Origin of the sequence: Sphaerisporangium rhizosphaerae, assembly GCF_042665155.1 — a bacterium.
Lineage (GTDB): Bacteria > Actinomycetota > Actinomycetes > Streptosporangiales > Streptosporangiaceae > Sphaerisporangium > Sphaerisporangium rhizosphaerae.
The window spans coordinates 66,403-79,402 of record NZ_JBHTCG010000012.1 but is presented as its reverse complement, the minus strand read 5'-3'; the positions used below and the strand labels follow the sequence as shown (position 1 = coordinate 79,402).

Genomic DNA, 13,000 nt, shown 5'->3' with positions numbered 1-13,000 from the left:
CCTCAGCGGGCCGGGAAGCGGGGGCGGTTCCACCACAGGGTGAGGGACAGGGCCGTGGTGACGAGGACGCCGCCCGCGGCGGCGAAGACGGCGGAGGCGTCCACTCGGCGGTCGACGACGGTGAAGCTGCTGGGCAGGGCCTTGAGGGCGGTCTGGAGCTGGTCGGCGTTCTCGGCGCGGTGGTAGGCGCCGCCGGTGGTCCGGGCGATCCGTTCGAGCGCGGGCTCGTCGATGGTGCGGGGGTTGCGTCCCCTGTCGAAGCCGCCGCGACCGCCGCGGCCGTAGCCGCCCAAGCCGCCGTAGCCGTCGACCTGGGAGTTGTCGCAGACCATCGGGGCGGGGGCGGTGGTGCCGAACCCGATGGGGAAGACGCGGACGCGGCGCAGGGCCGCTTCCCGCGCGGCGGTCTGGGGCTCGACGCCCTGGGTGTTGGCGCCGTCGGTCAGCACGATGATGGCGGCCGCGGCGTCGCCGCCGCCGCCGTTGCCGGGGTCGGCGCCGGTGGGGGCGACCGACGGGTCGACCTCGGCGATCGCGTCGATCGAGGTGAGCACCGCCTGGCCGATCGCGGTGCCGCGCGACACGGTGAGGTTCTCCATCGCCTCGATCAGCGCGTCGGTGTCATCGGTGGGAGGGACGAGCAGCCCCGCGGTGCCCGCGAAGGTGACCAGGCCGATGCGCGGTCCGCCACGCTGCGACTCGATGAAGTCCGCGGCGGCCTTCCTGGCGGCGGTGAGGCGATTGGGCGCGACGTCGGTGGAGCACATCGAGCCGGAGGTGTCGAGCGCGAGCAGGATCGTCGCGGAGGTCCTCGGCACCGGCACCGGCGCCTGGGGGCGCGCGGCGCCGAGCGCGAGCAGCGCGAGCCCGGCGACGAACAGCGCGGCGGGGATCTTCCGGGTCCAGCGGGTACGGCCGGGCAGGGCGCTGCGGACCAGTGCGATCGAGGTGACCCGCACGGCGGCCCGCCTCCGCCGGCGGCGGGCCCACTCGCGGACGGCGAAGATCAGCGGGATGACCAGGATCGACAGCAGCGCCCACGGCCATGACAACGACATTCAGATCACCCGTCCAGACCGCAGCACGGTGAGCGCCGCTCCCGCGGTGAGCAGCGCGAGGGCGAGCCCGATCAGCCCGCCGGCGAGGGGCAGCGGCTCGTCGGAGACGGTGAGCCGTAGATCGATCGTGCCGGCGATCCCGTCGAGCCGCGCGGCGTCCGAGGCCGGGTGGTAGGCGCCGCCGGTCGTGCGGGCGATCAAGGTGAGGGTGTCCGCGTCGAGCGAGGTCCGCAGGTGGTAGCCGTCGACCTTCACCGTGGCCCCGGCCGCGGTGCCGACCCCGACGGTGTGGACGTGGACGCCCGCCCGCTGGGCCACGGCGGCGGCCCGGCCGACGTCGGCGCCCTGGTTCTGGCCGTCGGAGAACATCACGATCGTCGCCGACGGCCAGTAGCCGATGTCGGGCGCGGCGTCGTCCCGGCCGAGGGCCACCGGCCTGCCGGTGATCGCCGACAGCGAGGCCAGGATGGCCGTCCCCAGCGAGGTGCCGCCGGAGACCTTCAGCCGGTCGACGGCCGCCAGGGCGATGGAGTGGTCGGCGTCGGGCCGCGCGGTGGTGAGCGCGCCGCGCTCGAAGGCGACGACTCCGATGTCGACGCTGTCGGGCTGCGCCGCCACGAACGCGCGGGCCGCCCGCTGCGCGGCCGCCAGCCGGGTGGGCGCGACGTCGTCGGCGCCCATGCTGCCGGAGACGTCGATGGCCAGGACGACGGTGCCGGCGGTCCGCGGGACCGGCACCATGGCCGCCGGTCCGGCGGCGGCGACCGCGAGCACCCCGACGCCGGCGATCGTCAGGCCGATGCCGCGGTGCGCCCGGCCGCCGCCAGGCACCGCGAGCCCGACGGCGGCGAGCCCGGCCGTCCGGCGGCGCGCGGACACGACGGCCGCCCAGGCGAGGGCCGCGGTGACCAGCAGCCCGACGGCCAGCAGCAGCGGGGAGGACAGGGTCATGAGTCCTGCTCCGCCGGCCGCGCGACCAACGGCCCGTCCATCGGCGACCTCGGCGAGCCCGGTCATGGCGACCGGTCCCGGGTCCGGGCGACGACCTCGGCGAGCGCCTCGGCCAGGTCCCGTTCGGTGCCGATGCGGTGGACGGGCACCCCGGCCCGGCGCATGCCCGCCGTGAGCCGGGCGTCGCGGGCGTCGACGGCGGCGCGGAAGCGGGCCCGCAGCAGCGGGTCGGCGGAGTCGACGACGAGCTGTTCGCCGGTCTCGGCGTCCTCGACCACGATCAGCCCGGCTTCGGGCAGCGCGTCGTCGGCGGCGTCCACGATCCGCAGGGCGACGACCTCGTGCCGCCGGACCAGGCGCTGGAGCGAGCGCTCCCAGTCGCCGTCGCCGATGAAGTCCGACAGCACGACGATCAGCGCGCGGCGGCGCGCGAGCCGCCCGGCCGCGTCCAGCATCCCGGCCAGGTCGGTGGTGGCGCCGCCGCGCGCCTCCGTGGTGCGTTCGAGCTCGGCGCCGATCCGCAGCGCGTGCCGCCGGGTGGTGCCGGGCGGGACGACGCGCAGCGTCCCGGTGTCGAACATCAGGGCGCCGACGCGGTTGCCGCCCCTGCCGAACAGCCGGGCCAGGACGAGCGCGAGCTCGGCCAGAACGTCGTGCTTGCCGCGCCCTGGCGGGCCCGCCGCCATCGAGGCCGAACGGTCGAGCACGAGCCACACCGTCAGCTCGCGGTCCTCGGTGAACAACCGCAGGTGCGGCTCGTCCAGCCGGGCGGTCACGTTCCAGTCGATGTGCCGGGCGTCGTCGCCGGCGTGGTAGGCCCGCAACCCGGTGAGGTCGACGCCGGCGCCGCGGTGCGCGGTGCGGTGGGCGCCCTGGAGGCGGCCGTCGAGCCTGCGGACGACCTTCCACTCCAGGCGGAGCAGGAGCTTCTCGGAGGTGGTGGCCATGGGCTCAGCGTCTCCGCAGGACGACGTCGGGCGCCCGGACGGCGCCGAGCACCCCGGTGATGATCGTGTCGGCGTCGACGTCGTCGGCGAGGGCCTCGTAGGACAGCACGAGGCGGTGGCGCAGCACGTCGAGCGCGAGCTCGGTCAGGTCGTGCGGCAGGACGTACTCGCGGCCGCGCAGGAACGCCAGCGCCCGGGCGCCGGTGACCAGCGCGATGGACGCCCGCGGGCTCGCCCCGTAGGTGAGGTACCGTTCCAGCTCGCCGAGCCCGGCCGTCGCCGGGGAGCGGGTCACGGCGACCAACCTCACCGCGTAGTCGACGATCGCCGGATCGACGTACACCTCCTGGGCGCGGGCCCGCATCGTGATCAGCTCCTCGGCCGTCACCATCGCCTGCGGCGGCTCCGGCGGACGCAGCGCCCTGCCGACGATCGCCTGCTCCTCGGCCTGCGTCGGGTAGCCGACGACCACCTTCATCATGAAACGGTCGACCTGCGCCTCCGGCAACGGGTAGGTGCCCTCCGACTCGATCGGGTTCTCCGTCGCCATGACCAGGAACGGCTCGGGCACCCGGAACGTCTCGCGGCCGATGGTCACCTGGTGCTCCTGCATCACCTCCAGCAGGGCGCTCTGCACCTTGGCGGGGGCGCGGTTGATCTCGTCGGCCAGCAGCAGGTTGGCGAACACCGGGCCGAGTTCGGTGCGGAACTCCCCGGAGTGCTGGTGGTAGACCCGCGTGCCGACCAGGTCGGCGGGCACCAGGTCGGGGGTGAACTGGACGCGCTGGAAGCTGCCGTCGATCGCGGCGGCCAGGGAGCGGACCGCGAGCGTCTTGGCCAGGCCCGGCACGCCCTCGACGAGCAGGTGGCCGTCGGCGACCAGCGCGACGGCCATGCGCTCCAGCAGGGTGTCCTGCCCGACGATCGTGCGTTTGACCTCGAACAGCACCTGTTCGAGCGGATGGGCCGGCTCGGGGGACGTGGTCGAAGTCATGTGTTCCTTCTCGTGACGCTGCGGTCAGATCTGGGGCCCGTCGCCCGGCGGGCCGTCGCCTTCGCTCCCGCCCAGGGCCGCGCCGATCGGCACGGCGAAGGCGATGCCGGCGAACGCCTCGTCGCCTCCTGGGTCGGCGATCGAGACGACGATGCCGATGACCAGGCCGCGGGCGTCCAGGAGAGGACCGCCGGAGCTGCCCGGGTTGACGGAGGCGTCGAACTGGATGAGCCCGTTCAGGCCGCCGTCTTCGACGGTCCGGTCCAGGCCCGACACCACGCCGGTGGAGAGGCTGTAGGTCAGGCCCAGCGGATTGCCGATCGCCACGACGGGCGCGCCCACGGCGACGGCGCCGCCGAGCGTGGCCGGGACGACGATCTCCGGCAGCCCCGCGGGCTTGAGCGTCGCGACGTCGCGCCGGGGATCGGACGACGCGACGGCGGCCTTGGCCCTGGTGCCGTCGGCGAAGGTCACGGTGACGTCCTTGGCGCCTTTGACGACGTGGTTCGCCGTCAGGATCGTCCCGTCCTCGGCAGCGATCACCCCGGTTCCGAGCGACCGCCCGGCCCGGATGACCACCACCGACGGGCCGGTCCTGGTGAAGACCTCGGCCGCCGTGAGCGTCGCGCCGGGCGTCGGCGTCGGCGTCACACTGGGCGCGGCACGCTCGCCGTTCCCGCCGCCTCCCAGCCGGTAGGCCGACACCGCCACGACGACGAGCAGGACGAGCACGACGCCGGTGGCGGCGAACCGCCGAGCACGCCCGGCCACGGCTCCCCGAGCCTCGGCCGCGCCGGCCTCCTGCGGCACGCCCTCCATCGCTCCAACCTATAAAGCTCAGGCAAAATTGCCACAAATCCCAGCTAAGAACTCCCTGTGAACCGTCTCCGCAGCCGAGCACGGCCGGCACGGACGAGCCGTCAGGGCGAGATGGGCGCCTCGAGGTCCACCGGGACGTGGAGGAGGGTGAGCAGGCGGCGGCGCAGGCCGGAGAAGCCCGGGACGTCGACGGCGCGGGGACGGCCGAGATCGACCTCGATCTCCTCGGCGATGCGGCCCCGGTCCAGGACCAGGAGCCGGTCGGCGAGCAGGAGCGCCTCCTCCACGTCGTGGGTCACGAGCAGGGCGGCGAAGCCGTGCCCGGCGTGGAGCCTGCCGAACAGGGCCTGCATCTTCAATCTGGTCAGCGCGTCGAGCGCGCCGAACGGCTCGTCGAGCAGGAGCAGGTCGGGCTCGCGGACCAGGGCCCGGGCGAAGGCCACGCGCTGGGACTGCCCTCCGGACAGCTCCGAAGGCCAGGCGCCGCTCCGGTCGGCGAGCCCCACCTCCTCCAGCGCCGTCCTCGCGCGCTCGCGGGCGTCGCGGCCGCGCACGCCCAGCGCCACATTGTCGGCCACCCGCTTCCAGGGCAGCAGCCGGTGCTCCTGGAACACCACGGCCGTGGACCCGGTGGTCGTGAGTTCACCGGTGGCCTCCTGGTCGAGCCCGGCCAGGATCCGCAGAAGGGTGCTCTTGCCCGACCCGCTCTCCCCCAGCAGGGCGACGACCTCGCCGCGCCGGATCCGCAGGTCGACGCCGGCGAGGACCGTCGTGCCGGCGAACACGCGGCGGATCCCGGTGGCGGCTACGACGCTCGCAGGCCTCGACGCCATGACAGCGTCCTCCTTTCAGCGGTGCGCAGGGCCAGGTCGGACAGCAGGCCGAGGGACGCGTAGACGACCAGCCCCAGCACGACGATCTCCGTCTGGCTGAAGTCGCGGGCCTCCATCATCATGAAGCCCAGCCCGCTCTGCCCGTTGACCTGCTCGCCGACGACCAGGCTGAGCCATCCCGCGGCGAACGCCAGCCGCAGGCCGAGGAACAGCGACGGCATCGCGCCCGGGAGCACCACGTGCCTGATCCGCTCGAGCTGGGTGAGACCGCAGGTGCGGGCGGCCTCGACCAGCCTCTCGTCGATGCCGCGGATGCCGGCGTAGGTGTTGAGGTAGATCGGGAAGAACGCGCCCAGCGCCACCAGGGAGATCTTGAGCGACTCGCCGATGCCCACCCAGATGATGAGCAGCGGGACGAGCCCGAGATGCGGCAGCATCCGGGCGGCCTGGACGGGCGGGTCCACCAGGTCGTCCCCGGTCCGGAGCAACCCGGCGACCGCGCCCAGGACCAGGGCGAGCGAGCCGCCGATGAGCAGCCCGAGGGCGGCCCGTTCCAGGGATTCCAGCAGGTGCAGGCCGAGGGTTCCGTCCAGGGACAGCCGCCAGGCCGCCGCCGCGACCTCGCTCGGCGCGGGGAGCTTGTCGTGCGGGAGGACGCCGGCCCGGGCGGCGCCCTCCCATCCGGCGACGAGCACGATCGGGGTGATCAGCCGCCGTGGCCTGAGCCTCACTGCAAGATGTCCAGGAAGCTCGGGTCGATGAGGGACGTGACGTCGACCTTGGCGGGAATGAGGGCGAGGCCGGTGAACCCGTCCGCGATCTGCTGGAGTTCCTCGCCGACCGTGGCGTCCACCGGCGCGAGCGGCTGGGCGCTGCGGGCCAGGGCGCGGCGGGCGACGTCCTCGGGGATCTTCAGCTCGGGGGCGAGCAGCTTGACGCGCTCCTCGGGGTGGGCGATGCCCCAGTCGGTGACCTCGCGGTAGACCTTGAGGTACGCGCGGACCGCGTCGGGCCTGTTCTTCAGGATCTCCGGCGAGGCCAGCAGGTACTCGCGGTTGTTGGCAAGGCCCGTGGCGTCGGCCAGGACCTTCACGCCCGGGCGCTCGGCGAGGGAGAAGTACGGGTCCCAGATGATCCAGGCGTCGACCTGGTCGTTGTCGAACGCGGGACGGGCCTCGGCCGGCTTGAGGTACTGGACCTCGATGTCGGTGATCTTCATGCCGTTGGCCTCGAGGAGCTTGACCAGCAGCCAGTTGACGTTGGACCCCTTGTTGAGCGCGACCTTCTTGCCCTTGAGGTCCTTGAAGGAGGTGAAGCCGCTCTTCTCCTTGACCAGGACGGCCTCGCCCTTCGGCACCGGCCGGGAGGTCGCGATGATCTTGAACTTGGCGCCGCCGGCCGCGGCGAAGATCGGCGGGGCCTCGCCGGTCTGGCCGATGTCGATGGCGCCGGCCTTGAGCGCCTCGGTCAACGCGGGACCGCTCTCGAACAGCGACCAGGTGGCGTCCGGGGCCGACCCCTTGGCCTTGAGCAGGCTCTGCCCGCCGAACCGCTGGTAGCCGACGCGCAGGTGCTCCTTGCCGGCCCTCGTCTCACCTCCCCCGCAGGCGGACAGACCGCCGACGAGGGCGAGCACGCCGAAGAGGAGGATGATGCGGCGCATGGGGGCTCCTTGGGTGGAACACAGCAAACGGCCGCAAGTATGCCCAAAAACCTACCTTTTGTATAGGGTAAGTAGGGATTTCGGCCCCGACCCTTCTCGGCGAGGCGACGACGTCCACCCGGGACGGCGAACCGGCGAACGACGTGCTCCCGGCGCGAGATGGGGCCCACCTGGCGAATGCGCCCCGCAGGGCGGGGCCGCGCGAGCGGCGGCGGTGCGCCTCGGACTCGCGGACGACCCCGCCCTCCCTGGGGCGGTCCCGGCGGTCAGCTGTAGGAGACCGACTGCAGGCTGCAGTTGGTGACCCACGGGCCGGGGTAGACCGGGCCGGTGGAGCAGCCCCAGCTGGCGGTCACGACGTTCGTCCCCGCGGGGATGCTGGTCAGGCCGGTCGAGCCGGGCAGGTCGTACTGGTGGCCGCCGCTGCACACGGCGGACACCCCCACGTACCCGGCATCGTTGGGCAGCGTCTGGCTGAACTGGAAGGAGTGCGTGGCGGGGACCGCGGTCACGCTGCCGACCGTCGTGGACCAGGAAGGGGATGAGGTGACGACCCGCAGACCGGAGGGGTACCAGTCCCGGGTGTCCCCGGAGTAGTCGACGTTGTAGCAGTCCACGGTCGCGTTCAGCACGGCGGTGGTGGCCGCGGCGGGCGATGACACGGCCACCACGCTCAGCACCCCCGTCGCGACCAGAGCAGAACCGAGCGCCAGCACCCGCCGAGCCGATCTCACAGCGAACATGGGAATCCTTTCTCGCGCCTCTCACACCGCGTCTCTCACACCGGCCACCGCGAATTCAGCACCTTCTCCGGGCACCGGTCAAAAGGCCAGAACTTTCGGCGGGTCCGAAACCAACGCGGCCATCGGGGCGCGAAATGCCTGCTCCGACGACGGCCCGATTTCGCGAAACGGAAAGATGCACCGACCGGCGGCCCGGCGCCAGAAGGATCCACGGGCGGCGGTCCGGCGTCCAGCGGTAATCGCGGAATTCTCGCGGAGCACCCCCCGCGAAATGTTTCGGCGAAACGACGTCCCGCGATCGCATGCACCCCGGCCGCTCCGTGAAAGATTCAGCCCGCCCGGCAGCCGGCGCACGGGCTCCGGGCCGCCGGGGCGAGGGGGCACGGCGGCGAGCCGCCCCGGGTCTTTCCGAGGAGGCCGGTGTCCGAATCGGCACGCGTGCCGCGTCGGTGGAGAGGAAGGCCGCCGCCGGCGAAGGCGGCGGCGCCGAACGGGAACGGGGCCGGAGTCACCGAACAGGAGTCACCGGGCCGGTCCCCTCGCGCGTCGCGGACGGACCCGCCGAGCCGGCGATCCGCCGCACGCGACATCTCACACCCCATCTCGCGGAAGGACCATACGATGGCACGCAGGAAACCGGACATCGTCAGGGACCACTGGCGCGGCATGACGCGGGCGGCCCAGGACGACCCGGACCAGACTCCCGAGGAGATCCGCGAACGGGTCGAGCGTTACTGGCCCGGCCTGACGACCGACCCCGGCGGCGTCGACTACCTGGAGACCGAGGTGGCCGGCCTGCCCGCGCTGTGGGCGGTCCCGAAGCACAGCCCCGAGGACCGCGTGATCCTCAGCGTGCACGGCGGCGGCGGCGTCAGCGGCTCGATCTACACCCACCGCAAGATGTTCGGCCACCTGGCCAAGGCCTCCGGCGTCCGCGCGCTGATCACCGGCTACCACCGGACGGCCTATCCCGTGCCGGTCGAGGACACCGTCACCGCCTACCGCGGGTTGCTCGACCAGGGTTTCGACGCCGGGCACATCGCGCTCGCCGGCGACTCGCTCGGCGCCGGGGTGTCCCTGGCGGCGACCCTGCGCGCCCGAGAGCTCGGCCTTCCCCTCCCCGCCGCGTTGATGCTGCTCTCTCCGTGGGTCGACATGACGGTCGGCGAGGAGACCTTCGACACCAACCGCGCGACCGAGGAGTTCTTCTACAAGGAGGTCGTGGAGATCCTCGCGTACCTGTACCTGGGCAGCGCCGACCCCAAGGACCCGCTGGCGAGCCCGCTCCACGCCGATCTGAGCGGCCTGCCGCCGATCTACATCCAGGCGGGCGGCGACGAGACGCTGCTCGGTGAGGCCCGCCGGCTCGCCGGCAACGCCCGCGCGGCCGGCGTGGACGCCGAGATCGAGGTCTTCCCCGGCCAGTTGCACACCTTCCAGATGGCCGCCGGACGCTCGAAGGTGTCCGACGACGCCATCGGCAAACTGGCCCAGTGGGTCCGCCCCAAGCTCCAGCTCCCCTAAGCCCGGACGGCCGCACGCCGGTGAGCCCGCCCGCGGGCTCACCGGAACGACGGTCGCACGACCCCGGCTCCAAGGGAGCGCCGGGTTCAGCTTTCCTTGGTGAGGGCGCGGGAGATGACCACGCGCTGGATCTGGTTGGTGCCCTCGACGATCTGCAGGACCTTGGCCTCCCGCATGAGGCGTTCGGCGGGGAAGTCCTCGACGTAGCCGTAACCGCCGAGGACCTGCACGGCGTCGGTGGTGATCTTCATGGCGGCGTCGGTGGCGAACAGCTTCGCCATCGCCGCGCGGGTGCCGTACGGACGGCCCGCGTCGCGCAGGCGGGCGGCGTCCAGGTACAGCGAGCGGGCGGCGGCGATCTGGGTGGCCATGTCGGCGAGCAGGAAGCCCAGCCCCTGGAAGTCGGCGATGCGCCTGCCGAACTGGCGGCGCTCGCGGGCGTAGGAGACGGCGGTGTCCAGGGCGGCCTGGGCGACGCCGACGGCGCAGGCGGCAATGCCGAGCCGTCCCCCGTCCAGGGCGGCCATGGCGATGCGGAAGCCCTCCCCCTCGCCGCCGATCAGCGCCTCGGGCCCGAGTCGCACCCCGTCCAGGCGCACCTGGGCCGTCGGGGAGGAACGCATGCCCATCTTGCGCTCGGGCCGGCCGAACGACAGCCCGGGCGTGTCCGCCGGTACGTGGAAGCAGGAGATGCCCCGGGCGCCGTCGCCGGAGGTGCGCGCCATCAGGGTGTAGAAGTCGGCCACGCCGCCATGGGTGGTCCACGCCTTGACGCCGTCCACGACGTACCCGCCGTCGGCGGCCTGGGCCCGGGTGGTCAGGGCGGCGGCGTCGGAGCCGGACTGCGGTTCCGACAGGCAGTACGCGCCGAGCAGCTCGCCGCCGATCATGGCGGGCAGCAGGTCGGCCCGCCTGTCCTGCGCGCCGTAGGCGGCGAGGGGGAAGCTCGACAGGGTGTGCACGGAGACGCCGAGGCCGACGGCGAGGAACGCGCCCGCCAGCTCCTCCACCACCTGCAGGTACACCTCGTAGGGCTGGGCGGCGCCGCCGTGCTCCTCGGGGTAGGGCAGCCCGAGCAGGCCGGCCCTGCCCAGGGTGGTGAACACCTCGCGGGGGAAGCGGCCGTCGGCCTCGTCGCCGGCCGCGCGCGGCGCGACGTCCTTGGTGATGATCTCCCGGACGAGGTCCAGCAGGTCGTGGGCTTCGGGCGTGGGCAGGGCGCGGTCGACCGTCATGTCGGCACTCCAGGTCACGGGGGGGCGGGGATGAGGAGTGGCGTCCCGCCGCACGGCCTCCCGGGGAGGTCGCGGGGCGGGACGGTGGGCACGCGTCGGCCTGGGTCAGACCACGACGAGGTCGTGGGGCCGGTTGTTGAGGCGCTCGCCGCCGGTCTCGGTGCACACGACGATGTCCTCGATGCGGGAGCCGTGCCGTCCGGGCAGGTAGACGCCCGGCTCGACGGAGAAGGCGAACCCGGGCGCCAGCGGCTCGGCGTTGCCCGAGACGATGTAGGGCTCCTCGTGGGTCTCCAGCCCGATGCCGTGGCCGGTGCGGTGGATGAACCGCTCGCCGTACCCGGCGTCGGCGATGATCTCGCGGGCGGCGGCGTCGACGGCCTCGCACGGCACGCCCGGCCGGACGGCGGCGCACGCGGCCTCCTGGGCCTGGCGCAGCACCTCGTAGTAGGCCGAGAAGTCGGCGGGGGGCTCTCCCACGCTGTAGGTGCGGGTGGAGTCGGAGCAGTAGCCGCTCGGCATCTGGCCGCCGATGTCGACCACCACCGGGTCGCCGGCCTGGATGACCCGGTCGGACAGCTCGTGGTGCGGGCTGGCGCCGTTCGGGCCCGAGCCGACGATGACGAAGTCGACGGTGGAGTGCCCGGCGGCGAGGATGGCCTCGGCGATGTCCCTGCCGACCTCGCGCTCGGTGCGGCCCTGCTTGAGCAGACCGGGAACCTGGGCGTGGACGGCGTCGATGGCGGCGCCCGCCTCGCGCAGGGCGGCGACCTCGGCGGGGCTCTTGCGCATGCGCAGCTCCCTGAGCACCGACCCGGCCAGCACCTGCTCGGCGCCGGGGAGGGCGGAGCGGAAGCGCAGCGACTGCATCGCCCACATGCGGTCGGCCAGCCCCACGGTGGCCACCGCGCCGACCCGGCGCGCGACCAGGGCGTAGGGGTCGTCGGTCTCGTCCCAGGCGACGAACTCCAGGCCGAGCCGGGAGGCCGGGGAATGCTCGGCGGCCGGCAGCTCCAGCCGGGGCACCACCATGAACGCCTCGCCCTCGGCGGGCACCACGAGGCAGGTGAGCCGCTCCAGCGGGAGGGCGTCGTATCCGGTGACGTACCGCAGGTCGGGGCCGGGGGTCAGCAGCAGCGCGCCGATGCCGGCGGCGGCGGTGGCGGCGCGCACGTCGGCCACGCGCGTCACCGGGTAGAGGTCCAGGGACGTCGTTGTCACACCGACCAATCTATTCCACCGGGATCACCGCCGTCCGCACCCCCCGGCCTCGTCCCCGCGAAGCCCTGTCGCGCCGGATCACGGCCGCGGCGTTCTCAGCGGGCCGCCACCATCGCGCAGCCTTGTTGATACGTCAACAGTTGACACGGCAACCATCTGATATGCTTGACTCGTCAAGGAGATGAGCCGGGCCCCCACCTGAGGGCCGTCCGCGGCCACCTCTCCGGCAACCCCTGACCCGCGAGCGGTTCGACGCGCTCGCCGACGTCCTCGCGGCGCCGCGCGACCGTCCCCACCCGAACGGGTCGCCGTTCCCCCAAGGAGGGATCCTGATGACCGGCGGAGCCTCACCGGCGCCGACCTCGCCGGCGCGGGTCGCCGTGCTCGGCGCCGGGCACGCCGGGCCCGCGATCGCGCGGGTCGCGATCGCCGCCGGCCACCCGGTGACGATCTCCGCCTCCGGCGACCCGGAGAAGATCGCCCTCATCGCCGGCGTGCTGGTGCCCGGAGCCGAACCCCGCTGGGCGGCCGACGCCGTCGCCGACGCCGACATCGTGATCCTCGCGATCCCGCTGCACCGGTTCGCGGCCTTCGACCCCGCCCTGGTCGCCGGCAGGCTCGTCGTCGACACGATGAACTACTGGCCGCCCACCGACGGCGTCCAGCCCCTGTTCGAGGACCCCCGGTACGGCAGCAGCGAGATCGTCCAGCGGCGGCTGTCCCTGTCGACGGTCGTCAAGACCCTCAACCACATCGGCTACCACGAGCTCGAAGAGGAGCGCCGGCCCGCCGGCTCGCCCGAACGCCACGCGCTCGGCGTCGCCGGCGACGACCCCGGAGCGGTAGGCGTCGTGGCGGAGTTCATCGAGCGCATCGGCTACGACGCGGTCCGGCTGGACGGCCTGGGCGCCGGCCGGCTGTTCCAGCCCGGCGGCCCGGTCTTCGGGGCCTCGCTTCGCCGCGCCGAGTTCGAACGGGCCCTGGACGCCCAGGCCGCCTGAGGCGTCCCCCG

At 73.5% G+C, this 13,000-nt stretch carries 13 protein-coding genes; 2 read left to right on the top strand and 11 right to left on the bottom strand.

From position 1 onward, the window contains the following. Window positions 1-2: 2 nt before the first annotated feature. The 9 genes from ACFQSB_RS19570 to ACFQSB_RS19530 all read right to left on the bottom strand — a co-directional run bounded on the left by ACFQSB_RS19570 (window position 3) and on the right by ACFQSB_RS19530 (window position 8,008). The gene (locus ACFQSB_RS19570) at window positions 3-1,058 is read right to left on the bottom strand and encodes a vWA domain-containing protein (RefSeq protein WP_380828175.1); all 1,056 of its coding nucleotides are present in this window, start codon (window positions 1,056-1,058) and stop codon (window positions 3-5) included. Further along, window positions 1,059-2,009, bottom strand: coding sequence for a VWA domain-containing protein (locus ACFQSB_RS19565; RefSeq protein ID WP_380828173.1), 951 nt, complete (start codon window positions 2,007-2,009; stop codon window positions 1,059-1,061). Window positions 2,010-2,071: 62 nt separating this feature from the next. Further along, window positions 2,072-2,956 carry a DUF58 domain-containing protein gene (locus tag ACFQSB_RS19560; protein WP_380828170.1) on the bottom strand — a complete coding sequence of 295 codons (885 nt, stop codon included), beginning with the start codon at window positions 2,954-2,956 and terminating at the stop codon, window positions 2,072-2,074. Window positions 2,957-2,960: 4 nt separating this feature from the next. Beyond that, on the bottom strand, window positions 2,961-3,950 hold the full coding sequence (locus ACFQSB_RS19555) for an AAA family ATPase (protein WP_380828169.1): 990 nt from the start codon (window positions 3,948-3,950) through the stop codon (window positions 2,961-2,963). Between the two features lie 24 nt (window positions 3,951-3,974). After that, on the bottom strand, window positions 3,975-4,769 hold the full coding sequence (locus ACFQSB_RS19550; protein ID WP_380828168.1) for a S1C family serine protease: 795 nt from the start codon (window positions 4,767-4,769) through the stop codon (window positions 3,975-3,977). Window positions 4,770-4,870: 101 nt separating this feature from the next. Next, window positions 4,871-5,602, bottom strand: a complete 732-nt coding sequence (locus tag ACFQSB_RS19545; protein ID WP_380828166.1) for an ABC transporter ATP-binding protein — start codon at window positions 5,600-5,602, stop codon at window positions 4,871-4,873. Further along, window positions 5,575-6,333, bottom strand: a complete 759-nt coding sequence (locus ACFQSB_RS19540; RefSeq protein WP_354852830.1) for an ABC transporter permease — start codon at window positions 6,331-6,333, stop codon at window positions 5,575-5,577. Before ACFQSB_RS19540 ends, ACFQSB_RS19545 begins: the two co-directional genes overlap by 28 nt. Next, complete coding sequence (locus ACFQSB_RS19535) at window positions 6,330-7,265, bottom strand: aliphatic sulfonate ABC transporter substrate-binding protein (RefSeq protein ID WP_380828165.1); 936 nt, start codon at window positions 7,263-7,265, stop codon at window positions 6,330-6,332. The genes ACFQSB_RS19540 and ACFQSB_RS19535 overlap by 4 nt, the downstream gene beginning before the upstream one ends. Window positions 7,266-7,531: 266 nt before the next feature. Then, a complete protein-coding gene (locus ACFQSB_RS19530; protein WP_354926017.1) occupies window positions 7,532-8,008 on the bottom strand; it encodes a hypothetical protein in 477 nt (158 codons plus the stop codon). A 621-nt stretch (window positions 8,009-8,629) separates the two neighbouring features. Here ACFQSB_RS19530 and ACFQSB_RS19525 point away from each other — a divergent pair. Beyond that, window positions 8,630-9,532, top strand: coding sequence for an alpha/beta hydrolase fold domain-containing protein (locus tag ACFQSB_RS19525; protein ID WP_380828164.1), 903 nt, complete (start codon window positions 8,630-8,632; stop codon window positions 9,530-9,532). An 86-nt stretch (window positions 9,533-9,618) separates the two neighbouring features. Here ACFQSB_RS19525 and ACFQSB_RS19520 read toward each other — a convergent pair whose 3' ends face one another. Both ACFQSB_RS19520 and ACFQSB_RS19515 read right to left on the bottom strand, forming a co-directional pair. Continuing rightward, window positions 9,619-10,767, bottom strand: a complete 1,149-nt coding sequence (locus ACFQSB_RS19520; protein ID WP_380828163.1) for an acyl-CoA dehydrogenase family protein — start codon at window positions 10,765-10,767, stop codon at window positions 9,619-9,621. A gap of 105 nt (window positions 10,768-10,872) precedes the next feature. Then, window positions 10,873-11,988, bottom strand: coding sequence for a M24 family metallopeptidase (locus ACFQSB_RS19515; RefSeq protein WP_354852820.1), 1,116 nt, complete (start codon window positions 11,986-11,988; stop codon window positions 10,873-10,875). A 332-nt stretch (window positions 11,989-12,320) separates the two neighbouring features. Between ACFQSB_RS19515 and ACFQSB_RS19510 the strand changes: the two genes are divergently transcribed. Beyond that, on the top strand, window positions 12,321-12,989 hold the full coding sequence (locus ACFQSB_RS19510) for an NADPH-dependent F420 reductase (RefSeq protein ID WP_380828161.1): 669 nt from the start codon (window positions 12,321-12,323) through the stop codon (window positions 12,987-12,989). The last annotated feature ends 11 nt before the right edge of the window (window positions 12,990-13,000 follow it).

What these genes read in the sequence shown, in the direction of transcription:
- ACFQSB_RS19570 (WP_380828175.1), bottom strand. Translation starts at nt 1,058, where the DNA reads ATGTCGTTGTCATGGCCGTGGGCGCTGCTGTCGATCCTGGTCATCCCG.
- ACFQSB_RS19565 (WP_380828173.1), bottom strand. Translation starts at nt 2,009, where the DNA reads ATGACCCTGTCCTCCCCGCTGCTGCTGGCCGTCGGGCTGCTGGTCACC.
- ACFQSB_RS19560 (WP_380828170.1), bottom strand. Translation starts at nt 2,956, where the DNA reads ATGGCCACCACCTCCGAGAAGCTCCTGCTCCGCCTGGAGTGGAAGGTC.
- ACFQSB_RS19555 (WP_380828169.1), bottom strand. Translation starts at nt 3,950, where the DNA reads ATGACTTCGACCACGTCCCCCGAGCCGGCCCATCCGCTCGAACAGGTG.
- ACFQSB_RS19550 (WP_380828168.1), bottom strand. Translation starts at nt 4,769, where the DNA reads ATGGAGGGCGTGCCGCAGGAGGCCGGCGCGGCCGAGGCTCGGGGAGCC.
- ACFQSB_RS19545 (WP_380828166.1), bottom strand. Translation starts at nt 5,602, where the DNA reads ATGGCGTCGAGGCCTGCGAGCGTCGTAGCCGCCACCGGGATCCGCCGC.
- ACFQSB_RS19535 (WP_380828165.1), bottom strand. Translation starts at nt 7,265, where the DNA reads ATGCGCCGCATCATCCTCCTCTTCGGCGTGCTCGCCCTCGTCGGCGGT.
- ACFQSB_RS19530 (WP_354926017.1), bottom strand. Translation starts at nt 8,008, where the DNA reads ATGTTCGCTGTGAGATCGGCTCGGCGGGTGCTGGCGCTCGGTTCTGCT.
- ACFQSB_RS19525 (WP_380828164.1), top strand. Translation starts at nt 8,630, where the DNA reads ATGGCACGCAGGAAACCGGACATCGTCAGGGACCACTGGCGCGGCATG.
- ACFQSB_RS19520 (WP_380828163.1), bottom strand. Translation starts at nt 10,767, where the DNA reads ATGACGGTCGACCGCGCCCTGCCCACGCCCGAAGCCCACGACCTGCTG.
- ACFQSB_RS19510 (WP_380828161.1), top strand. Translation starts at nt 12,321, where the DNA reads ATGACCGGCGGAGCCTCACCGGCGCCGACCTCGCCGGCGCGGGTCGCC.